Source organism: Coleofasciculus sp. G1-WW12-02 (genome assembly GCF_040219735.1).
Classification (GTDB): domain Bacteria; phylum Cyanobacteriota; class Cyanobacteriia; order Cyanobacteriales; family Coleofasciculaceae; genus Coleofasciculus.
On sequence record NZ_JAVJRX010000036.1, the window covers coordinates 42,848 to 65,657 of the forward strand.

15 protein-coding genes and 2 pseudogenes are annotated in these 22,810 nt (G+C 46.5%); 4 read left to right on the forward strand and 13 right to left on the reverse strand.

Annotated elements, in window-relative coordinates; all coding sequences use genetic code 11:
- Positions 1-69: 69 nt before the first annotated feature.
- Both RID09_RS05815 and RID09_RS05820 read right to left on the reverse strand, forming a co-directional pair.
- Positions 70-2,343, reverse strand: coding sequence for a heavy metal translocating P-type ATPase (locus RID09_RS05815; RefSeq protein ID WP_446335007.1), 2,274 nt, complete (start codon positions 2,341-2,343; stop codon positions 70-72).
- Positions 2,344-2,492: 149 nt separating this feature from the next.
- Entirely contained in the window at positions 2,493-3,782 is a 1,290-nt protein-coding gene (locus tag RID09_RS05820) for a hypothetical protein (RefSeq protein WP_446335008.1), read from the reverse strand.
- 752 nt (positions 3,783-4,534) lie between these two features.
- Here RID09_RS05820 and RID09_RS05825 point away from each other — a divergent pair.
- The 3 genes from RID09_RS05825 (at position 4,535) to RID09_RS05835 (ending at position 6,492) form a co-directional block, all read left to right on the forward strand.
- Positions 4,535-5,185, forward strand: a complete 651-nt coding sequence (locus tag RID09_RS05825) for a calcium-binding protein (RefSeq protein WP_446335009.1) — start codon at positions 4,535-4,537, stop codon at positions 5,183-5,185.
- A gap of 520 nt (positions 5,186-5,705) precedes the next feature.
- On the forward strand, positions 5,706-6,113 hold the full coding sequence (locus RID09_RS05830) for a hypothetical protein (RefSeq protein WP_446335010.1): 408 nt from the start codon (positions 5,706-5,708) through the stop codon (positions 6,111-6,113).
- 142 nt (positions 6,114-6,255) lie between these two features.
- Positions 6,256-6,492, forward strand: coding sequence for a hypothetical protein (locus RID09_RS05835; protein ID WP_446335011.1), 237 nt, complete (start codon positions 6,256-6,258; stop codon positions 6,490-6,492).
- A gap of 173 nt (positions 6,493-6,665) precedes the next feature.
- Here RID09_RS05835 and RID09_RS05840 read toward each other — a convergent pair whose 3' ends face one another.
- The 6 genes from RID09_RS05840 to RID09_RS05865 form a co-directional block, all read right to left on the reverse strand.
- On the reverse strand, positions 6,666-8,492 hold the full coding sequence (locus RID09_RS05840; protein ID WP_446335012.1) for a protein kinase domain-containing protein: 1,827 nt from the start codon (positions 8,490-8,492) through the stop codon (positions 6,666-6,668).
- 212 nt (positions 8,493-8,704) lie between these two features.
- Positions 8,705-10,246 (reverse strand): HlyD family efflux transporter periplasmic adaptor subunit, encoded by a 1,542-nt coding sequence (locus RID09_RS05845; RefSeq protein WP_446335013.1) that lies wholly within the window; start codon positions 10,244-10,246, stop codon positions 8,705-8,707.
- Positions 10,247-10,367: 121 nt separating this feature from the next.
- Positions 10,368-13,418 carry a peptidase domain-containing ABC transporter gene (locus tag RID09_RS05850; protein WP_446335139.1) on the reverse strand — a complete coding sequence of 1,017 codons (3,051 nt, stop codon included), beginning with the start codon at positions 13,416-13,418 and terminating at the stop codon, positions 10,368-10,370.
- A gap of 57 nt (positions 13,419-13,475) precedes the next feature.
- Positions 13,476-14,213 (reverse strand): peptidylprolyl isomerase, encoded by a 738-nt coding sequence (locus RID09_RS05855; protein WP_446335014.1) that lies wholly within the window; start codon positions 14,211-14,213, stop codon positions 13,476-13,478.
- A 125-nt stretch (positions 14,214-14,338) separates the two neighbouring features.
- Complete coding sequence (locus RID09_RS05860) at positions 14,339-15,478, reverse strand: tRNA (guanine-N1)-methyltransferase (protein WP_446335015.1); 1,140 nt, start codon at positions 15,476-15,478, stop codon at positions 14,339-14,341.
- Positions 15,479-15,504: 26 nt separating this feature from the next.
- Positions 15,505-17,751 carry a recombinase family protein gene (locus RID09_RS05865; RefSeq protein WP_446335016.1) on the reverse strand — a complete coding sequence of 749 codons (2,247 nt, stop codon included), beginning with the start codon at positions 17,749-17,751 and terminating at the stop codon, positions 15,505-15,507.
- A gap of 64 nt (positions 17,752-17,815) precedes the next feature.
- Between RID09_RS05865 and RID09_RS05870 the strand changes: the two genes are divergently transcribed.
- Complete coding sequence (locus tag RID09_RS05870) at positions 17,816-19,165, forward strand: proton extrusion protein PcxA (protein WP_446335017.1); 1,350 nt, start codon at positions 17,816-17,818, stop codon at positions 19,163-19,165.
- Positions 19,166-19,199: 34 nt separating this feature from the next.
- On the opposite strand, the pseudogene RID09_RS05875 reads toward RID09_RS05870, so the two are convergent.
- The 5 genes and pseudogenes from RID09_RS05875 to RID09_RS05895 form a co-directional block, all read right to left on the reverse strand.
- Positions 19,200-19,382: pseudogene (locus RID09_RS05875) on the reverse strand (DUF4276 family protein); the annotation flags it as partial.
- Positions 19,382-19,765 (reverse strand): annotated as a pseudogene (locus RID09_RS05880) (AAA family ATPase); the annotation flags it as partial. The pseudogenes RID09_RS05880 and RID09_RS05875, both read right to left, overlap by 1 nt.
- Positions 19,728-19,916: an AAA family ATPase gene (locus RID09_RS05885; RefSeq protein ID WP_446335018.1), complete on the reverse strand. Its 189-nt coding sequence runs from the start codon at positions 19,914-19,916 to the stop codon at positions 19,728-19,730. The pseudogene RID09_RS05880 and the gene RID09_RS05885, both read right to left, overlap by 38 nt.
- 2 nt (positions 19,917-19,918) lie before the next feature.
- Positions 19,919-20,257: an antibiotic biosynthesis monooxygenase gene (locus tag RID09_RS05890; RefSeq protein ID WP_446335019.1), complete on the reverse strand. Its 339-nt coding sequence runs from the start codon at positions 20,255-20,257 to the stop codon at positions 19,919-19,921.
- A 63-nt stretch (positions 20,258-20,320) separates the two neighbouring features.
- Positions 20,321-22,642 (reverse strand): hybrid sensor histidine kinase/response regulator, encoded by a 2,322-nt coding sequence (locus RID09_RS05895; RefSeq protein WP_446335020.1) that lies wholly within the window; start codon positions 22,640-22,642, stop codon positions 20,321-20,323.
- Between the last annotated feature and the right edge of the window lie 168 nt (positions 22,643-22,810).

Genomic DNA, 22,810 nt, shown 5'->3' on the forward strand with positions numbered 1-22,810 from the left:
GTTTAGTCACATCCGGGTGACAATATCAGATAATAGTGAAACCCGCCCCTACAGTCGGAAAAACTCCAATTAGTCGCTCGTGGCTTCAACATCAATCGTGGCTTTATCTCCTTTGAGTGCAGGGCGTAATCCGTTGACCCCAGCAATGACACTAGAGCCATTGTTAATTAATGTTGCCGTCATTGGGTTTAATCCCACCGTTGCCGCGATCGCTAAACCGGATAAATTAGGTACAGCGACAATATTGGTATTCTGGCGGATAATCTGTTTAGCATTGCGTGCGATCGCAATGGCTTCCACTAAACCCCGCAAATTATTCTGCATCAGCACCACATCAGCGGTTTCACGGGCAATATCCGAACCATCCCGGAAGGATACCGATACATCCGCATAGGCTAACGCGGCTGAATCATTCAGTCCATCGCCAACAAACGCCACTGTTTTCCCAGCTTCATGTAACTGTTGTACCACTTCCGCTTTGCGTTGGGGGAAGGCTTCAGCGTGGGTATGACTGGGAGGAATATTCAATTGAGCCGCTACCACCGCTGCCCGTTGACAATTATCCCCGGTTAGTATATGAATTTCTGCCCCAATCTCATCTCGCAACATGGCAATCACTTCAGCACTTTCTGGGCGCAAAGGATCGGTATATTGCAATATACCCAGCAATCTGCCATTACTTGCCACATAAATTGTCGGATATCCAGTTGTCTTCACCTCAGGATGGGCGGTATAGAATGACTCTAGGTCAATTCCCTCTTTCACCAAGAAGCGTTCGCTCCCCACTAAAACCGTCTGTCCTTCAATTTGCGCCTGAATCCCTAAACCGACTTGGTAATCCCACTCACCACGCTGGGGTACAATCACCTCCTGATAATTGGCGTAACGCATCACCGCTTCCGCAACGGGGTGGGTAATCCGTTGTTCTGCTGCTGCTGCAAGTCGCAGCACCTCCAATTCAGAAATAGCGGGATCAGCGGTTGTAATCCCAATTATTGCCACATCGCCTTGTGTCAATGTCCCCGTCTTATCAAAAACGATCGCGTCAACTCGCGCCAATTGTTCTAACGCCCGCCCACTCCGCAATAGAATCCCCTGACGTGCTGCACTTAACATCGCCGCCATCACCGTTGTGGGTACTGATACCCGAATCCCCGTAGCAAAGTCAATAGTTAAAATCGACGCCGCCCTCGCTGCATTCCGAGTCAGGGCAAAAATAACCCCACCTAATAATAATGTGGGCAGTACCATGCGATCGGCAATTTTCGCCGCATAGTTTTCTACACGAGTATCATGAACAGGTGCATCTTGTAGTAACTTTAATGTCCGCCCTGCCAAAGTATCCGCACCCATGCGTTCAGCTAAAATATAAAGTTGTCCTTCCCGTACCAACGTAGACGCATAAACGCTATCGCCCTCACTTCGCACCACCGGCATAGCTTCACCCGTGAGTCTTTGCTCATCAATCAGGGCTTTGCCTTGAAGAATCTGCCCATCGACGGGAATCTGATTCCCCGGATAAACAATTACCGTATCCTCTGGCTGTACCTGCTCAATCGGAATTTGTTGTTTTTCGCCATTCCGTTCCACCCAGACAAACTGCGCCAAGGAACTGAGTAAGTCTAAGGTTTGATTGCGAGACGAACGCGCTGTACGTTCTCGAATTGCCTCACCCAGTTCAATTAGCCCTAACATACTACAGGAGGTGAGGAAGTGACGCTGAGCGGTAATAATTGTAATCGCGGCTAGATCAAGAAAATCCACATTGAGGCGGCGTTCCTGAGTAATACTTTCCAGCGCCCGTCGAGCGACTGGGATTGTGGCTAGTGCGATTGTACCGCCCAAAATTAAAGGATGGAACGATAACCCCAATGGACCACTAACTAGAGAAATTAGTGTGGCTAACGTCGGTAATTTTAATCTAGACCAATCTCCGGGTTTTGCAGAGTTTTCTGGCTGAGTCGATGTAATATTTCCTGGAATCGTTAGCGCCGCATTGGTAGCAAGCTGAATCACTTTCCCTAAACGGGAGCGCATCTGGCTATCAGGTTCACCGGGAAGATACCGAATCACCACCGATGCAGCGGCTGGTTTTAACCGCACAGACGTTACCTGGGGTTCTGCGGCTAAAAGCCTTTGCAGCCGTTGAGCATAGTTAGAATCATGAGCAATGCGGGGAATCCGAAACCGCACTCGTCCGGGTGTTGAGTGAACCACTCGATAGGTTACCTGAAACTGCCGTGTTTTTGGCTGCGTCCGCTCTACAACAGTTGGAGGTTTAGGTTCCACGGCTGCTATCTGTTGCTGGGAAACATTGCCAGATTTCAAAACCACTTGCTTCATTATCACCACCCTCTTTTTTTTGTCGATACAATTTATTTTGGCGAGCAATAAAGGGAGTTAACACTCTCCCTAGGATGAAAATTGCAACTCAAACTTTCGGTTGAGCAATATGTCTTGTGAAACCTACCCTTTTTGGCTCAAAACCCGGATCAAACGCCTACGATTGGCGTTTTTGCCATCAATTTGAGCAGGGTTAAAAGCGCGGCTGACTTAAGTTCCAACCAAGGACTCACGGAAGTTGCGATCGCGGGCTGAGACTCTGGCGTTAGTTCTGGCTTATCAGCAACAGAATCATCAGTGCTCGGTGGTAGTAAATCCTGATCAACAGAACTCTCTCTACATCCCTCGCTCCTGTACTCCTCTTCCTCTACCTGCACAGGAGGAGCTAAACTTGTCTCCGGTGGCGGCAAATCCGGCTCTGCTGCAATTTCCTCAGATCCTTCCTCTGGTTCATCTGGAAGGGCGGGTTTAGTCAAGTTATCTGTTGTCTCCTGAACGGTATCGGTAAAACCCGCCCCTACCACCGGGTTCCTAGACGTGCCTAGAGGCGTACCATGGCACGTCTCTACATCCCTGGAATCAGGATTAGCGGCGATTTGAATCAGACTAATAAAATGTAACCCAGCTTCAGCTTCGGAAACCTCCATTGGGTTGTATGTCATCACCACAGATGCGACGGTGCTGTTGCAGCGCATCTGGGTAATCCAGTCATCTTTTTTAACTAACAATTCCAATCGCCGCAGATAAGCTGGATCTTCGGCAACTTTAGGGACACGAAAACGCATCCGTCCAGGAACCGCGTGAACCAGGCTATAGACAACCGTTGAATTGGTATTGAGTGCGACTATTGGATGCTTGTCATTCTGCTCATAACGTGTTGCATTGGTAATATCATGCCTATCTAAATCGGCATTATTTCCTTCTGCCTTCTGCCTTGTGTCCTCTACTTTTTCTTTTGTCTCTTTTTCTTCTGTCTTCCCTTCTGCCAAATTCAAGTTCTGCATTATCTGACGGACGACATTGGCTGTCAGTAGATAAACGGCAATTGACCGCCATCCTTGAAGTCCCAGTTGCCTTGTGGTCAATAGTCCAATTAATAAGGGAATGAAGGATTGAAGCTGAGTTCCCGCTTTTTTCCAAGCCTCTGAGTCTAAGGGTTCCTGACTCGGTGGCTGTTTAATTTCGGCAATTCCTAAATCCCGCAGGATCTCAAAGAGTTGAGCTAGAGATAACTGATTCGTATCAAAGGTAATGAGTAAACTTCCGATTTGCTCATTGGTTCGTATATCTCGCACGCCGTCCCGCTTTCGCAGGTGGGGCGTAACGGATCTCAATACGGTTCCCGGCTCCTCTCCTAAGACTCGGAGTCTTAGACGACCCGGAACAACATGTAAAATTTCGACCTCCCGCTCTGGGCGAGGTGAAACCACACCAACCATTGGCATTGACCCTCGTAACAGTAGTGTGGAGTTTCTCTGGTTAAGAACAGGTTAACCTCCATATCTAAGCATACACCCTATCTATAATTTTTTATCTGAAAAAAAGATTATGAATTTTCGAGAATCTCTTAACCTAACCTTATAGTTTATGTATAGAGGAATACATCTATCGGATGATCCCTTGAGATTTTGGCAGATAGAAGCTTAGCTGATTCGCCATACTGCTCAGATAAGCTCTAGTTGAATGTTTTCTGGAGGTTCAAACCTCTCTACAAGCTCCCCCTATTTCCCTTAACCAAACAGTATGGGGCTGATGCGTAAGTTGAGTATTCACTCATTCTTTGTATTCTGGGATACGTTATCTATCTAACTGTTCCCCGTTCCCTACCCTCACCACCACACTGATTCAGCCAGCCCGACTTAAGATGAACTGGATAGTACAGCAGCATTTAGGCGTCAAGACATTGCTGGCATTGGGATGCCCATAAGTTAGGTGGTGTCTTGACCAAAACTTCATAAAGTTATGATAATTTCTTTATGAAAACTTTACAAAAAGCAAGACAAAAGTTTATAAAATAAAGTTGAATTAAATTTTACTCTGTCTAAAAAATATTGTATTCATATTGTTTTCATAAACAGGGTTAACGCGATTTAATTTCCGCAAGAATTAATAGCTCAGTGGGATGTTGCCTTATTAGCCAAGATATCCAAGAGGTAACCCAATATCAAACAATCATATTTGGAGCAAGTCGATGAATTACATTTTTGGCACAGTTGGTGATGATTGGCTAGAAGGCACATCCAGTGATGATGTCATTTATGGAGGTGAAGGAACCAATAGGATTATAGCGAGAGGTGGCGATAATCAAATTTACGGCGGTTCGGCTGCTGATTGGATTAGGGCTGGAGATGGCAATGACACGATTTATGCCAATGAAGGGGAAAATATAATTGATGCTGGAGGCGGCGATAACCTGATTTATGGCGGTTCGGCTGCTGATTGGATTACCACGGGATCGGGTGATGATACCATCTACGCGGGTGAAGGGGTAAATACGATTAATACCGGAGATGGGAACGACATTATTTATAGTGGTTCAGGTGATGATTTCATTAATGCAGGTATAGGTCAAAATCAAATCTGGCTGGGTGGTGGACAGGATACCATTGGCTTAGAAATGTGGGGATTTAGTGAAATTAATAACTTTAACCCCTATCAAGACCAAATTGACTTGGGACTCTCCGATCTACGCGGTGTAGTTTTGATCGGACAAGGTAATAATACGCTGATCGGTTTAGCTCATCGTTCGATTATGGCAACGCTCCATAATGTTGATGTTCAGACTGTGGCGGCTCAATCCACTGATATTTTTGGCGCAGAACTTACTGTGTTTTCCAGTTAAACCCGTTAAGCCATAATCAGTCAGCTTACGCTTACCCAATCCGGGTTCCGGGTTGACTATCCCCTTTTATGCCAACCGCAAAAACCTTGTAGAGACGTTACATGCAACGTCTCTACAGGTATATCTTGACACCTACAAAAATATGAATCGGATATTTCGCGATCGCGCCAGGTGGCAAAAAAGAAACCCAAGCGTGAGAGATCGCTGGGTGGAAGTAGGTTGCATGTACACTCTTCATTCAGATTAGCGCATTACGGCTTGTGACTAAACCTTTGCGGCTTAAATTTATCTTTTTTAATATATTTACAGAAATGAATTTACCCCAGCTTAATTTTACAATTAAAAATTAATTAATTGACCGATTTTCTGAAAATTTCATCAATTTTCATGAGAATGCTAGACAGTTTGTAAACGGAATGTTATAAATATTAATTAAGCGCAATACATAGAATTGTAAATACTCAAGCTTGACCGGGTGTTGTCTGAAGCAAGAGGATTGTCCTTTACCTATAGACTTCCAATGAATCAAAATTACTCAACTGTTTCTGTTGCTACCCCTAGCAATTCCCAGCTCTTAGCCAAAGTTAATACCAAGTTTGGCTCACGTGATGCCCTCTGCTATGAGTTTCAGGTGCGTGGAGTTGGTAGAGGGACATTTAGTTACTCGGATTCTTTCCTGAACGGAAATAATACGAAGTCCATACTTTTAGAGTCTTTAGTATGGAATGGGAAACTGATCGAATTAAGTAAGTTTCAAGAACACAGTATTTGCTTTAATCAAGGAGAATTACTGGGACTGAATCTTTTAGGTGAAGGTTGGGAGATGCTGTTGAATCTAGGCATTCAGATCAATGGCGTTCATAGGATCACAGAAGTGACCTATAGACGGATAAAACATCAGCATTGGTTTAAGGACAATCTCTATTAATCCCTAAACCTCTGCCAACATTCCCTCAGATCCCCGATTTGTTGAACAAGTCGGGGATCTAATTTACTGAAAACCGCGATAAAATCTAGACAAGTTGGGTGCAAACACGGATTCCAGCAAACTCCTTTAAGATTTAGTTAAAATGATGAAACCTAAAGTAGTAGTCACCGCTATTTTGGCAACGAGCGCGATCGCAGCAGGTGTGGCGCTAAGTTCAGCCAGTTCTGCCCAAGCCTGTAGCTATAGCAAGTATAAGTCTTCTCACCGAAAAGAAGCACAGCTAGACTGGTTGCGATCGCCTTGGGCTATCGTGATCACCTTACCCGGAATCGCCTTGGCAACTGCGCTGTCTAGAGGCGGGCGTTCTTACGAAACTTAGGGGAAAGCTGAATAAGTTTTGTGGTGGGGGTAGGGAATAGGGGGTGTAGGGGCGGGTTTAACAGATAACGTTCTGTTGATGTCGGATAGCTTGACTAAACCCGCCCTTCTAAGGGAAGCAGGGAAAGCAAAAAGCAAGAGGTAATGGCTTGCTGCATGAATATGGCGCGTCTTCTACTCTCGATTTCCATTCCGATTGACTGAACACTGGGGTGCAATATACCAAGCCCCACCCCGATTCCCGCTTAAATCACACGCCTCAATCGGACCTGCACCATTTGATTCCACATAAATTCCTTGTGCTTGATTCCGATTAATCTGACATTGCCAAATCTTAGCATTACCCTCTTTTTGAATCGTGACGCCGACTCCCCCGTTTCCAGCAATATCGCAAGCGGCTAACATCACTTTACAATCAGAACCAATAAATACGCCATCTTGCTGCATTCTAGAAATTTTGCAGTGCCGTAGTGTCGGATGACTGCCTTTGAGGATATACACGCCTGTATGATGATCCGATAGGGTACAGTGTTCTATTAATCCCTGACCCTTCTGACTCACCAAAATCCCATACATCGCCCCTCCCTGGATCTGACAATGGCGGATTTGCGGATTCGCGATCGCGCCGTGAATATAGATACAGGCAATCCCGTTGGATAGTATAGTACAGCCCTCCAGAATACATTGTCCGTGAGGAATATCAATCCCATAAGGCTTCAGCAGCGGTTCACTCACCAGACGCCCCATCCCATTTGCCTGTTGCAGATTAAACCAATCCTGATGGCGCAGGGTTAACCCCCGAATCACGGCTTGTTCGGTCTGAATTTGCAGACAAGGTTGGTATCGACTTTCGATTATAATATCCTCTGGTTGTCCCTCGCCGACAATTTCAACGTCCTTATCAATTACTAAACTTTCCCGATAGAAACCCGGACGCACCACAATGCGTGTCTGAGGTTCCGCCTGTTTAATCGCATCCCGGATACGTCGATAATCAGCGTCACCCAGTTTAGCGACAATAATTTCTGTTCTGATAGGAAGAAAAGACGCTGTATTAGACAGGGATAAGGAAGACGGATTCGTCATCGCCTCTAAGTCTTGAAGAACCTCTGTCGCCGACTGATAACGCTGCTTCGTCGCACCGTACAGCATTTTATCCAGAATTCGACCTAATCGTTCACTGATGGGAGTTTTCAGAACGTCTCGCCATACCCAAACTCCGTCATCGAAGGAATAGAGTTCAAAGGGATCAGTTTGGGTTAAAAGGTGAATACAAGTGACACCTAGACTATAGATATCACTAGCAAATACGGCTTTCCCAGCGGCTTGTTCTGGGGCGGTATATCCTGCACTCCCAATAATTGTTCCGGTAACAGATAAGGCGGTTCTAGGGGAAAACTTGGACGCGCCAAAATCCACCAGTACCAGTTTTGGCGCAGCAGCCGTCGTGGGAATTTGAGTCAGTTGAGACGATGAAGAGGGAAGACGTTGAATAATATTTTCGGGTTTAACATCTCGATGAATCACCTGTTGATTGTGGATAAATTGTAAGACGGGTAATAAATCCTGCAACAGGTCAATAATTTGAGCTTCACCAAAGCTACCCGCTTGCGCCAGTTTTTCGGCTAAAGTTTGCCCCGGAATAAACTCTTGCACCAAATATTGACAGCCCTCTGCTTCAAAATGCGCCAAGAGTTCCGGAATTTGGGGATGTTTACCCAATTCATCTAGGCGCACGGCTTCTTGTTCAAAGAGTTCTGTAACTTTTTGCCTGTTTTGACTCCCTTGAACCTGGGGAAAAACTTGTTTAATTACGCAATAAGGTTTCGAGGGTTTATATTCATCTACCGCCAAGAAGGTTCTGCCGAAACCCCCTTGACCAATTTGGCGAATCGGGCGATAGCGATCGCCTAGCTGTAATTTTGCCCCACAGCTTTGGCAAACCCTAGTCCCATTATGGTTTTGGGGAGACTGACAGGTGAGGTTGATGCAGTAACTCATGCGTCATTTGTCTTAGGTCATTTGCCTCGTTCCTTAGCCTCCTCCTCGTTCCCAGGTTTGAGAAGGGAATGCTTTTAGGAAAGTTCTGCCTCCCATAGTAGCGCCAGGGATCGCTCTTTGAATTTAGTCGGGGCGGGTTTAGTCACATCCGGGTGGCAAAAAACCTTAATAGTGAAACCCGCCCCTACAACCTTCTCAAAACTCAAAACTTTTTATCGTACAGTTTTCACACTATCAATTTTCCGCATAAACAAGTCGCTGAAGATACTAATCACAGGACGCTTGCGTACCCTGATATTGGTACTCACCGACATCCCTGATTGCAAGGGAATTTCTTTGCCGTTGATTAATATTGTTTGTCTATCCATGCGAATTTCCGCTGGAAAACGGTAGAATGGGTAGACTTCATTAGGGGGTAAAGCATCAGAACCAATCTGGACTAACTCGCCTTTGACATCTCCAAATTCGCTATAGGGAAAAGAATCAACTCGGACATCCACGGGCATTCCTTCGTTGACAAAACCAATGTCTTTGTTGGTGATATAAACTTTGGCAACAAGGGTATCATCCGGTACGATTTTCACCACAGGCTCACTGGTGTTGGCGACAAATCCGGTATGGGCTTTGAGGTCAAAGACTTTGCCACTTTCAGGCGCTTGTAATTTTTGATAGGTTAACGTTAACTGCGTTTGGCTGAGTTGACTCTCAATTTCTTGGAGGCGTTTTTGATTTTCAACAATAATTTTGGTGAGTTGGCTGTCAATTTCGGCAATCCGTTGTTCGTTTTGAGCAATCACCGTTCGCAGTTCTTCTTCCGAGAGCGCCATGGTGTTTTGTTTACGTTCCTGGGCTTGCTCGATTGCTTTGTCTAACCGTTCCTGTTCTTTCTTGAGACGCTCTACCTCAGCGGCGCTGCTTTCAGTGTCTTGTTTCTGACGCAGATACTGCAGTTCCCCGAATGCGCCCTCTTGCCACAGATTCTCTAGGCGATCGGTAATTTCTCGATTAAGCGCTAACACTTGTACGGCATCGGCAAGTTGGATTTGGGTTTGAGTCAGTTGTCGGTCGAGTTGTTCGACTTCTAAATCCGCCGCCGCGACGCGAGAGTTATACTCGTTTTGGCTTGCCTGTAGGCGTTGCCGTTGTGCCAAGGTTAAACCGGTAGGATCTCCGGTGAGTTGGGCTTGATAGTAGTTCTTTTCTTCCACTAAAGCCGCCCGATTTTTGGTGAGTGAGGCAATTTGGGGGGGGAGTTTCTCCGGCAGATTTTCCGGATCAATGGCAACGGCTTTGCCCGTCATCTGAGCTTGATAAAATTGATTTTCTTGGATCAAAGCGGCGCGAATTTGCTGGAGCGATTTAAATTGAGCTTGAGCCGCTGTTTGGTCAAAGGTGAGCAGGGTATCCCCTTTTTCGACGCGATCGCCTTCTTCAATGTCCACCACCCCAACAACCCCACCCTGGGGGGCTTGCACTTCCTTGACAGCCGCTTTGGGTTCGAGTTTCCCTTGGGCGGGAATGGCTTCTTCGATTTGCGCCACACAAGCCCAACCGACGCTTAATGCTGTCACGCCAATAATCGCTACGACAATCATTCGGGGCCACAGGGGAGATTGTTGTAAAATTACGGGTTGATCAAATTCCGGGGGTTTATTCGTCCGACGAGTCGTTCCGGCTTTGGTTGCGGTTTTCACCGACTGGGAAGGCGATATGGCGACGGGTTGGCTGGCTTTAGATCCGTTGCGTTGATTCATTATAGTATTAGTCCTTCGTCATTGGTCATTGCTTATTGAGTCACTGTTTAGAGTCAAACAACTTTTGTCATAGTGGGCACTTGGAAAAAACAAAAGACGAATGACAAAAGACGAATGACCATTAAAGTTGAGCGTCTTGCTGTTGATAGAGGCAGTAGTAGCGCCCTTGCATTGCCATCAGTTCGTCATGGGTTCCTTGTTCAACGACTGACCCTTTATCCATCATTAAAATGATGTCGCTGTTGCGAATGGTAGTTAAACGGTGGGTAATGAAAAAGACAGTGCGTCCTTTGAAGGCTTCAATTAAATTTAAACAAACTTGTCGTTCGGTGTCATAGTCGAGGGCGCTGGTAGCTTCGTCTAGAATTAAAAGTCGCGGATTTTGCAGTACCGTGCGGGCAATGGCAATCCGCTGGCGTTGTCCCCCTGATAGCGATGATCCTCGCTCCCCCACTCTTGTATTGTAACCACTGGACAACCCCATAATAAAATCATGAGCGGCGGCTACCTTGGCGGCTTCAATGATTTCCTCGGCGCTAGCATCGGGATTGGTCAGGGCAATATTATCTTGTACCGTACCATCAAACAGCAGACTATCCTGGGGTACAATTCCCACTTGACGACGCAGGGAATAGAGTTCAACTTTGGAGATATCGTAATTGTCGATCAGAATTCGCCCTGAATCAATATCATAGAGGCGGGGTAAAAGTTTCATTAATGTACTCTTACCCGAACCACTTTGACCGACAATCCCGACAAATACGCCCGCCGGAAAATGCAGGTTAATATTGGTTAATTGCCAAGGACCACTCGTACCAAAGCGGAAGGAAAGATTTTCATACTCCACTTCCCCTTTAATCGCAGGCATGGGAATATTTAAGCGATCCGCCTCATCCGCTTCTTGGGGGCTATCCACAATATCACTCAACCGTTCTAAAGATAGCGCCGTTTCTTGGAAATTTTGCCACAGTTGGGCTAATCGGAGTAAGGGACTGGTAACATAGCCGGAAATAATCCGAAACGCGATTAATTGCCCCAGGGTTAATTGTCCATCCAAAACCAGATAAGCACCCACCCACAGCACTAACAACGCCGAGAGTTTATTCAAGAAATTACTCGCTGAACCCGCCGTTGTGGAGGTTAGCACCGTCTTGAACCCCGCCGATACATACCGGGCATAGCGTTCCTGCCATTGCCAGCGCGTTCGCAACTCAATGTTTTGCGCTTTTACCGTTTGAATCCCAGACATGACTTCGACTAAATAGGATTGCGTCTGGGCGTTCCGTTCAGCTTTAACCCGCAGTTGGCGACGGACAATGGGCGAAACAATGACGGTTAACAACACAAATAAGGGAATAATCGCCAACGAGACAATTGTTAGCACCCAACTATAAATAAACATGACCACGATGTACAACACGGAAAACACCGCATCTAACACCACCGTCAACGCCGTTCCCGTGAGAAACTGACGAATATTTTCCAACTCATTAATTCGACTCGCCAGTTCCCCCACTGGACGCTTTTCAAAATACCGCAACGGTAAGCGGACTAAGTGGTCAATAATCTCCGAACCCAGATGCATGTCAATCCGGTTCGTGGTATCCACAAATAGATAGGTCCGGAAACTGGTTAATAATGCCTCAAAAATGGCAATAATTACCAGGAAAAACCCCAGCACATGTAGTGTATCAATACTGTTCTGCACAATAACCTTATCGATGATCACCTGGATCATCAACGGATTCGCCAGTCCAAATAGCTGCACAAAAAAGGAGGCGATAAACACCAAGATTAAGACCTGGCGGTAGCGCACCAGAGACGGGAGAAACCATTGCAAGCCAAAGCGTTGCTGCTGGGTGTGCTTCGTCCGTTGTACCAGCAGCACCGGAATCGCAGCGGGTGACTCCCCGTCTTCAGTTTCTGGTTTCGGTAAACTATCGAGTAAATCGGCAGGTTTGCGGCGGACAATCCCTAGTTCCGGCACACCCAGCACCAGTTCCCGGGGCTTGGCTTCATAGAGAACAGCAAAACCTTCATACCAAGGGACGAGGGCGGGGGTTTGCAGGCGATTGAGCGATTGGGGCGGTACATTCACCAATTGGGCATGTAAGCCGATTAAATCCGCCACCGCACCACACAGGGGCAAGGAAAGACCCCCAGTTCGCTGCATCTGATCATTGAGTACCCGACGAATCACATCACGGCGAAAGGGCATCTCTAAATGCTTACTCAGCATTTGGAAACAGGCTACGGTACTATCCAGGGGTCCTTTCCCTCGGACATGGGGATATTTGCGGTGTTTTTGGGAGGTTTGGTCTGCATCCTCTGTCGATTCTGGCGGCTTATCGGGGGCATAAGGGATGCTATCGTGATCATCATCCAGCCACGGGTCATCGTCGGTGGTTAGGGGAGTCTGTGTGTCAATTACCGTAACTGGGGTGGTGGGGGGTTCGGTTTGAGTTTCCCCGACTAAATCCGATTCGCGAAACCCAATAATTCTGGCTGGGGTAGACCCTTGGATATCTAGCCCCTGAGAAATTGCCTCTTGAGACAGACGACTCCCCACCGGAAAATCTCGGACGACACTCCCCCCACTGACAAACCACACCCGGTCAGGCGTCAGGAGTTCGCTGGCGTCGGTCATGGGATAGAGGTAACGCACCTGGGCATCCTGGTAAGCGTTTTGGGCAAGTTCTTTAAGATTTGTGATCCCACTGGCTTGGCGGACTAACTCTGCACCGATTAACTCGAAAGCTTCGAGGATACTGCAACGGTTTTGGAACGCAGCGGTAACGGTGGGTTCCTGTGCCATCAGGGCTAAAAACTGACCCGTGGGTATAGTTAAGCAGACCGACTCCGTGGAGGCAATTGCGGTTTCACAAGGGATACCTCGCATCAGACTCACCCAACCCAGAATCGCGCCCGGTTTCAACAAGTCCAGGGTGACCGGTTTTTGGGTGGTCTGTTCGTAACTTAAAAGACGCGCTTTTCCCTCATAGATAATTGATATCTGAGAGGGCATTTTTTCTCGCACCAGGATGGGTTGACCCATACGATAGCGCAACAGTTGACTTTTTTCTGACAACTTAGTTAGCGTCGAGGCTTCAAGTTGATTGAAGGGAAATATATCCGCCAGAAAATCCGGAATTGTTGTTTTAGTGTAGGTCATGGGCAAGCCTCTGGGAATAGCATTGTAGAGACGTAGCATGCTACGTCTTGACAGAGTTTAGGATTGAACGGGTGTGCCAAAGGATATCTGTTGTCGCAGTTGTTCTTGTAACCAGGTGGTAAACATTTCCTCCAGGAGTCGCTGACGCATTGCATCATCCAGTTGAACGGGTAAAAACTTTTCTAAACGAATTACAATAAACCAGTCGCCCAAGCGGGTGGGGGGCAAAAGTTGACCGGGTTGGCTAACGGTTAACATTTGCGCCAAGGTGGGGTGGGGTGTACTCAGTTCCACCGGTCCTACTAATCCGCCCGTTTGCGCCTCAGGTCCTTGGGAATAATCTCGCGCTAGTTCATTAAACGACTGTTCTCCTTCTTGGATACGAAAATAGAGTTCTTGGGCAATAGCCGCCTCCTTTGTCCGAATTAGGGAGTAAATTACCCGATCTAATCGTCCTTTGCGCTTGAGGAAATAGGACTCGATCTTATGTCCCCAAGTCTCCTGTTTAAATTTTTCCAGTTTTAGCCCCCGAACCGCTAACTCTTCAACTTGTTCTAAGGTTACGCCTTGACGGTCACGCCAAGCTTGACGCTCTTCCTCGGAAGTTAGCTGATTTTTAGCATAGAACTGCTCGCAGGCAGCCGTTTTTTCTTCTGGGGTACAATGTACGGTGGCAATGGCTTGATCAATAATGATTTCTCGCAATAACTGAGGGAGTAATTGATATTTGGCTAACAGGGGAATTACTTCTTCAGCCGTGATGGTTTGGTCGCCAACCTTTAAAATGGCAGTCATCGTGGTGAGAAGCCTCTCAAGGTAGTGTTTTCAAGAACTTATAGATCAGGTGATTTCCAAGATAACATCTTGCTTCAAGGGAGTGTTATACTTCAGCGCCACTATTAATTGAAACTTTAGAAAAGTTAAGATTTTTCCTTGGGGGGAGGATTTTGATCATTTTTTTGCCCTGCGGTAATACAAGTGTGAATATCCGCGTTGGTTTTAATCGCTCCCGGTGTAATATGAGTGGCACAAGCGTGAAACCCTCTAGCTTGCAACACTTGAATCAGATACTCTCGTTTGGGAATATCGAAGCGTCCTCGGCGTCCGATTTCTGCCAAGGTATAAAAGTAGGGCGGGAAATCGGCTTCAGCTTCCATGAGAGTGAGGAGTTGTACCCGTTTAGACCATTGCCAGTGATGTGCTAATACTCTCATTTGCTTTAACCAAGATTTATTATGCAACATTCCCAGCCACAGTGGACCACTCAGGGTGAGGGATTTTTGGTCATGATCACAAAAGGAGCGCCCTAACTGACGCCAGGACACAGTTTGATAATTACCGCAGTGATGACAGTAACCCAGAAAACCGTAATTTTGCAACGTCAACGGCTGAGATTTGACCAAACGCACCATCAGGCGATAGGTTTGACCTGTAAACAGGGAGAATATCGGCGTAATCCCCAAACCCTTGGCGATGGCTTGCTGCTGGAGTTTACCAATTACCAGTCGCAATCCTTGTTCCTGGGCGGCGGGATGGTTGCGGGGATACGCCCCATAAATGCCTAAACTACTTTCTGAAGCATGACCTGTCAACTTGCGCCCATCGGTACTGGTGAGATAGAGGAGTCCCCCCAGTTTCAGCGCCCAGAGGCTGGTATCGAGATAGGGGGTAGGGGAACCAAAGCAATCGACATCGATGAAATCGTAGTAGTCTCGGCGGTTATAGCATTCAAAAAAGACTTGATTGGCGTCGAGATGGGTTAGGGTGGCAGTATGGGTTGCGATCGCGCCGGCTAAATTTTGCTGTAGAATCGGGTTCAGCTCTGGGTTTGCTTCATTCACCCATACCCAATCGGCTTGACTCTCCAACCGATAGCGCAGGGAACGCACCCCACAGCCACTCATCGCATCAATCACTCGCAAACCACCCATTTGGGACTTATAAATCGCCGCTGCTAAAACGCCCAAATCTCGCACTACTTGCGTTGAGGGGCGATAGAATGCATGACCAACTTTAAATGTGGCTTCGCCTTCGGTATGTTCAGTTAAATTTTGGTTCATCGTTGGCGGTTCACCTGAAGGTGTCCCTAATGACTCACTGACTGTGCCGTTAACTCGATTGAGGAATGAACTAAGGTTAACAACGGACCGGTTTGTTCTGTCCCATTGACAGATAAATCACTATGGCACAAATACAAGCGATCGCGAACTCGCCCTAACAAATCCTGTAAAATTCGCTGCAGGCGTTCTTCATCCGCTTTGATTTTATCGGCTTCTGTCCAAGGCTGTCCAAACCAATCCTTGAGAAATAAGGGCGCTGCAAATAATGTCGCGGCGCCTCCCTGACTCCAAAGATGAGATCCCGCATCTAACCAAAAATGCCAACGGTGATAGCCACGGGCGGCGCGATATTGAAAAATGGTGGCTAGGGTAACAGCCGAATTCGCTGTAGCTGAGAGACGACGAACGGGAAAGGAATTGGCTGTGACTGTCCCCCGACGCAATAATTGAATAAATTGAGAAATTGTCGCCTGTGGTGGTGTTCCCCCCCGGGCTATCTCCTCATCAGTAGTGTTAGCAGGGATTTTCCGCAATCGTCCATCTACTTCCCAATAATGTTGGGCGGTTTCCATGAGTTCCCGTAAAGCGGAAATTTGGTCGTAAGGTAGATTAGATCCATTCCACAGGAATTTCTGGATGGCGCGATCAAGAATAACCACACAGGAAGGAATCAGGCGTTGTTGTTGTTGTTCTCGTTGTCCCTCTAACCACTGCTGAATCTGAGTGTAAGCCGTTGTCGCCCGATGTCCTAAGCGATCCCAACGAGCAAAGGCTTCCACAGGTAATAAGCGGGGGGATTCGGGATCAGGGGAATAGCAGTAATCTGCGAGTAAACCCGCCCGCACGGGGTCAATATGGGGATTGGGAAGGGGGGAGTCGGCTTCAGCCGTAGCCACGGGTTCAGGTGGGCGACTGAGAACCACCAGCATTTGTGCGATCGCCTCTCGATCCACTAAGCGCCCTAATCCTGGATACACAAGGGTTAACAGGGTTAATAATGCCTGAATTAAGGGGGAACTAATCAGAGGGCGCTGTTCATTCAGAGGCTCTATAGGAATTCCCTGTTTGGTGAGAATATCCGTCAGAGTATACCGTGCGATCGCGTCTAATCCGGGTGCAATTATCGCAATATCCCCTGGTTCCACTTGTCCCGACTTCACCGCCTCTACAATCACCTCGGCGGTTAGGCGCAACAACTGAGCGCGGGACGTAGTTTGCAGTGACTGCAAAGACTCAGGTAAGTCTGACAATACCATAGGGTCGTTGAGCAGGTCTACCGCCATCGGCGATAACCCATCAGCCAAGGAATCATTCGGGTGTGGCGGTAAGGATTCCACTTGACATCGGGAGGATAATCCTGACAAATAATCCGGATCAGCGTTTAAGCCTAAACGCACTTGACCTTGAGGATTATAGGTAAACGCCCCCACGATACCCTGATCATCTAAGAGTAAATCAAACAAATCACGCGCGATCGCGGGATACTCATCTACATCATCTGCCAGTATCGCCCGATAACGCTGGGTTAAATACTGCTGATAAGTGGAATCGGCTAACATTTCCCGCCAATAGAGATCACAAATCAGACTGTATGTCAACAACCCCTTATCTAGACACCAGCGCCGCCAATCCAACAGCAGTTTACCAATCAATTCCCATTGATCCGGGGTGGCTTCGAGTTCCACCACTCCCTGTTCTAGAATTCTGGGAATCTCTTCAATACGAGTCCCACTCAGGGCGGCTAACTGTAACAAATCCAACAGACGCCGCACCCGAACCGACTCATTGGTTCCCGGTATCTGAATCAATCCTGACTCGAGTTGGGGACGCCACAACTGCATCGCTAAATCCTGTTCCGTTTCTGGGCGCAAGCGCAGGGGAAACTGGGCTCTGAGATTTAACCGTTGGATCAAAAGGGGCCAAAATAGAATCACTTCGTCCTGAAAGAATCCCAAGGGTGTCTGACAACGCACTGGATAACGCCCCTGTAATGTAGTGGTGAGGCGATCTGTCAACTCTCGACGATTATCAGCATTTGCTGCCAAAATTAAAAGAGCTGGCGTCTGATAGCGATCGCGCCGCTTTTTGCGGACAATGGGAGAGGATAACTGACGCGATCTACCCCATCCTGCTTCCACCCATTGGCGAAACAGAGTCACCAAGCGAGTTGTTTTGCCCGTGCGAGTGCCACCACTAATCCAAATTGAATCGGAAACCACGAGTTCTCCTAGGGTGAGTCTGCTACTATACCACCTACAGTAGACTATATTCATTCTGACTCAATTGAGAGCCAGGATTGCTCCAGAATATTTTTTATTGAGATTTTTAGCCATTTCGATGAAACTACCCTCTATTTTACGTCTGGCTAACCAATGGTTCTCGGATACACCCGAAAGAGCCTTAGATCAAGCTTACAAAGCTGCGTTAACCATTAAATCGATTGAAGATGAGCATTTTAATGGGCAAAAAATTGATTCTGGCTCCAGTCAACATAGTGATAGTGTTATTTCATATTTTGAAGCTGACTTAAAGAAATACTTAAATACCATTAGAGTTCGCTTACAAGAATTTAGAACCAGTCGGTCAATTTTTCGGATTTCTGAACCGACAAAAATGAATGGATTACTCGGTTCTCCAGACAACTTAGACCGGTATGATTACATAGAATTAACCGAAAGGCAAGCCATCGTCATCGAAAAACTAAACTTTATTGATCAAATTTTAAAACGATATTCAGAACCCGATCCATCCTCCCTTTCATTAATTCCACTCTCCACCAATCAAGTTGCTCAACCCAACGGCAATGCCAGAACTACAGCCAATGCCAAAAACCTATCAAAGTTGAAGCAGGTTAGGGTTAATCCCCCAAATGATGCATTAGAAACTGTATCGGATAAAACCGGTGTTGTGCCTCGGTCAATTCTGCGAACGGTCACTCGACTTCAGCGAGAACTTGATCCCAAAGCCGAAGAGGAAGTTGTCAAAAAGTTTCGCACGTCTCGAGACAAAACTTTAATTTCGATCAAGTTTATTTTAACACTGATCATTATTCCCATTTTAGCCCATCAGGTTGCTAAAACTTTCGTCGTTGGACCCATTGTTGACTCCTTTCGCCCAGAAAATGAACCCGGTATTTTCTTGAACATCGACATGAAGGAAGAAGCCTTCATAGAACTCCAGCGGTTTGAAGAGGAACTGCACTTTAAAAGCTTATTGGGAATGGCGCCTCAGTTATCCTCGGAAGAAATGGAAGAACAGCTGAGGACAAAAGCCGAAGAGCTAGCTGAAGCTTATCGATATCGCAGTTCTGATGCGATTAAGAATATTTTTTCCGACTTAATTTCTCTACTTTGTTTTGCGGGAGTTATTGTGACCAGTAAAGCGGATTTTGTGGTTCTAAAATCCTTTATTGATGATATTGTCTACGGACTCAGTGATAGCGCCAAAGCCTTTATCATTATTTTGTTTACCGATATGTTTGTCGGATTTCACTCTCCCCACGGTTGGGAAGTGATTCTGGCCGGAATTTCGCGACATTTTGGTATTCCCGAAAATCATGATTTTATCTTTTTGTTCATTGCCACGTTTCCGGTTATTCTCGATTCGGTGATTAAATATTGGATTTTCCGCTATCTAAACCGGATTTCTCCGTCAGCGGTGGCAACTTACCGCAATATGAATGAATAATTTTGTTTATATCATTGGTTTTTAGTCATTCGTCCTCCTTCTTCATCGGCTGATACTTTCTACCGCCACCGCGATGTACTTCTCCCTTTTTTCGAGCATGGGCAATAAGCACAATTTTTTCCAGAAAAACGCCATAGTTAGCCAGGTGTGGTTTTAGGATATTATCGGCAAATGTTTGCTCAGTTGATCCTTCAGCAAATAGGTAGAGACGAACCATTAATGGGGTCCTCCCCCAATAACATTTTTCTCCCAAACTTCCCCAAAACTGTATTCATCAAGCCAATCTGCCAATTCTGTGGAATCTAGCCGTTTAAAGTGCGACTCTTTACCCTGTCGATTTACTACAATGACATCTTCAGGCTCAAAGTTATCCAAAAAAGAACTAGATTGGGTGCTGATGAGAATTTGTGTATTATACGAAGCCTTGCCAAACATCGCAGCTACAACATTGAGAGCATAGGGATGAAGACCGAGTTCCGGTTCATCAACAACAATCAGTTCTGGCAGTTCATCTTCTGGCTGTAAGAGCAATGTGGTCAGGCATATAGCTCGCAACGTCCCATCAGAAAACTGATGGGGTCCAAACACCCTGTTGAAGTCGTCCTGCCATCATCTCATTCAGCAGCTTAAAAAACGAAACCAGGTTGCTTTTACCTGCTCCGTTGGCTCCAATCAAGACATTTAAGGAGCGCAACTCCAAATCCATCGTTTTAATGGACTTGAAGCCGTTGAGAATGATTCGTTGCAGCATGATTATTCTGCTGCTGTTTTCACAGAAGGCGGTATTTGACTAGACACTTCATAAAATGTAGTCGTGGGTGGCTTGATAAATAAATGAGACATCTTCTCCAAAATCTGTTGATAAGCCTCATTTTGATTTTCATCCATGTCTTCGATATGATCCCAAAAGATAACGGCAATTCCTTTATCCGTTCCAGGTTCTCGCAGCATGTATGCCCCTTGGAATCCGTGAGTGTAGGTCGAGACGGCTTCTTCATAAAGCTGTTGGGCTTCTTCAAATTTACCGGGCTTAAATTCCCCGATCGCTACATAGGCATACTTGTGTTTGAGAAAATCTAGAAATTCGCTCATTATTACACTCCTTATTGATTAAGTCAACAACTAAGTATCAATGACCAAGGACAAATGACAACTTTATATTGCCATCAATGTGGCAACTTTTTGCAAAAGCTGGGCAGGTTCTACGGGTTTGGGTAAGTAATCGTCAACGAGGGCGTTAAGATCTTGCTGTTCATCGGCTGAGAGTGAGGATGTAATCAAAGCCAAAACTTTGATGTGTGCTGTCGTAGTCTTATGGTGGAGATAATAGCTGATCTCATATCCGTCCATTGCTGATAACTGCCAATCCATAATCACAGCATGGGGTTGCAGCAGTTCAATTTGCCTCACGGCAGTCGAACTTTCGATCAGCCAAACTAGATGATAACCCGCCGCCGTGAGAATTTCGCAAATGGCTGTCGCACTGGCTTCATTATTTTCGATTAAAACGATACTCCCTGGCACCGGAGATCCCTTTCCCGATGGGGCGGCTGATTTGGTTGCGCCTGAAACAACGGATTGGATGGGCAAGCAAACGGTAAAGATAGAGCCTTTTCCAACAGTGGATTCAACTTCAATCGTACCGCCATGGAGTTCGACCAATTGTTTGGTCAGAGCTAGCCCTAAACCTGTACCTTCGTAGGTACGCTGATAGGTTGTCTCTAACTGCTGAAACTTTTGAAACATCAGGTGAATCTGTTCTTGGGGAATACCAATCCCCGTGTCTTCGATTTGAAATACAGCTAGATTATGTTCTCGCCACCCCCTTAAGGTGACTTTACCACCAGCCGGAGTAAATTTTATCGCATTTCCCAATAAATTAAACAAAATTTGCCGGAGTCGGCGTGGATCAGCATGAAAGCGATCCTTTTGGGTGGGGACTTGCCAATCCAGGGTTAATTCTATCTGGCTACTTCGGGCTTTTTCTTTTAAGGATTGTAAGGTTTGCTGGGCAAGATACCACAGGGAAAACTCGCTGATATTTAAAACGGCTTTCCCCGCCTCTAATTGGGAAAAATCTAGAATATCGTTAATCAGTTCCAGTAGGTGTTCCCCATTCTCTTGGATCGTTTCTAAATAACGCCGTTGCTTCTCAAGGGATACGGTTTTGCTACCTCCCTCCCCCAATGACCAACGCAATAATGTTGCCGATAGTCCAATCACACAAGTCAGGGGCGTTCGCAACTCATGACTCATCGCCGCTAGAAATTCACTTTTGGCATAGTTAGCGGCTTGTGTGGCTTGCAGCGCATCCCGAAGTTCTTGGGTGCGCTCAATTACTCGCTGTTCTAGGTTACTTTTTTGCTGGTGCGCTTGGGCATACAGTTGAGCCTGATAAATAGCAACAGCCAGGTGTTCGGCAATTTGCTTGAGAAATAGTTTTTCGCTTTCTTGCCACTGTCGGGGTGCAAAACATTGGTGGGCAATCAGTAATCCCCACAGGCGATTTTGAACGATAATCGGCGCGACTAACTTGGCTTTAACTTGGGTTTGTCGCAGCAGTTGGAGTAAGCAGGGAGAATCGCTGTAGGCGACTTCAATATCATCAATCGCCCCAGTAAATCCTTGGTGATATCGGGTGCGACAGTTAGGAATATGGAGGGCGCAGTCCTTTTCCTCTCGCCAATTGAGGACAGAACCAATTTTATCCGAATAGCGGGCTTCATAGGTGACACAACCCTCATCCTGTTGTGAGGGAAGCGGTGAAGTTAGAGATTTGGCGTTCTCGAATTGATCAGCAACATCCGTGGAATTGTCAACCTCGGTTTTATTACCCTCCTCGCTAACGTTAACCAAATCACCGTCAAATTGATAGATTAATAGGCGATCCACGTTCAAAAAATGGCGCACCTCATCGACAGCCGTGGAGAGGATAACGGGTAACTCTAAACTTTGGCGAATGTGAGTAGTAACCTGGTTAACCAGCCGTTCCTGTTCAACTTGTTGGCGTAGTGCTGCTTCAATGGGTTGACCCACCTCACAGTAAGGATAGATGGGTTCGTTGCTGATCGGATTCGCACTGAGTACATCCATCAACAACAGAGTAAATTCACTCTGGATATCCCCTTGGTTCGGTTCTGGATAGGTTTGGGCAAGTTGGAAAATATGGAAAATCTGGGGGGAGTTGGTGAAGCGTTGAGTAAGCCCGTCGAGAAAATCTGCGATCGCGTCTGACTCAAAGGTTAACCCAACCTGATACAGGCTTGAATGAGCATTTGTCTCAGTTTCCCCCGGTGACTCGATTGCAGCCGCGATGAGCAAGGCGCGGAACACTGGAGACACCAGCACTGTAAATCGTTGCACCTGTTGATCTAGACCCACGGATACAATGGGTAAGTCCTGCGATCGCAAGAGTACAGCTTTCCTACCAACTTTTACCTGCATCTGCTGCAATAACTCTTGCAGCCGCTCGAACATTGACAATGGCAACGTTCGGCTAAATCTTGGATTCCCCAATATCGCCATGAGTTTGGTTAGTTTGAGCAAGTGACAATGCTTCACCCCTGATTTGGTGTAAGCTGAGCCTCTATTCGATGCTATCCAAGATATAGCGGTTTATTTATAACATCTTTATTAAAATTTTTA

Excerpts from the sequence above, each read along its gene's own strand:
- RID09_RS05815 (WP_446335007.1), bottom strand. The coding sequence starts at position 2,343 with ATGAAGCAAGTGGTTTTGAAATCTGGCAATGTTTCCCAGCAACAGATA.
- RID09_RS05820 (WP_446335008.1), bottom strand. The coding sequence starts at position 3,782 with ATGGTTGGTGTGGTTTCACCTCGCCCAGAGCGGGAGGTCGAAATTTTA.
- RID09_RS05825 (WP_446335009.1), top strand. The coding sequence starts at position 4,535 with ATGAATTACATTTTTGGCACAGTTGGTGATGATTGGCTAGAAGGCACA.
- RID09_RS05830 (WP_446335010.1), top strand. The coding sequence starts at position 5,706 with ATGAATCAAAATTACTCAACTGTTTCTGTTGCTACCCCTAGCAATTCC.
- RID09_RS05835 (WP_446335011.1), top strand. The coding sequence starts at position 6,256 with ATGATGAAACCTAAAGTAGTAGTCACCGCTATTTTGGCAACGAGCGCG.
- RID09_RS05840 (WP_446335012.1), bottom strand. The coding sequence starts at position 8,492 with ATGAGTTACTGCATCAACCTCACCTGTCAGTCTCCCCAAAACCATAAT.
- RID09_RS05845 (WP_446335013.1), bottom strand. The coding sequence starts at position 10,246 with ATGAATCAACGCAACGGATCTAAAGCCAGCCAACCCGTCGCCATATCG.
- RID09_RS05850 (WP_446335139.1), bottom strand. The coding sequence starts at position 13,418 with ATGACCTACACTAAAACAACAATTCCGGATTTTCTGGCGGATATATTT.
- RID09_RS05855 (WP_446335014.1), bottom strand. The coding sequence starts at position 14,213 with ATGACTGCCATTTTAAAGGTTGGCGACCAAACCATCACGGCTGAAGAA.
- RID09_RS05860 (WP_446335015.1), bottom strand. The coding sequence starts at position 15,478 with ATGAACCAAAATTTAACTGAACATACCGAAGGCGAAGCCACATTTAAA.
- RID09_RS05865 (WP_446335016.1), bottom strand. The coding sequence starts at position 17,751 with ATGAATATAGTCTACTGTAGGTGGTATAGTAGCAGACTCACCCTAGGA.
- RID09_RS05870 (WP_446335017.1), top strand. The coding sequence starts at position 17,816 with ATGAAACTACCCTCTATTTTACGTCTGGCTAACCAATGGTTCTCGGAT.
- RID09_RS05885 (WP_446335018.1), bottom strand. The coding sequence starts at position 19,916 with ATGCTGCAACGAATCATTCTCAACGGCTTCAAGTCCATTAAAACGATG.
- RID09_RS05890 (WP_446335019.1), bottom strand. The coding sequence starts at position 20,257 with ATGAGCGAATTTCTAGATTTTCTCAAACACAAGTATGCCTATGTAGCG.
- RID09_RS05895 (WP_446335020.1), bottom strand. The coding sequence starts at position 22,642 with ATGTTCGAGCGGCTGCAAGAGTTATTGCAGCAGATGCAGGTAAAAGTT.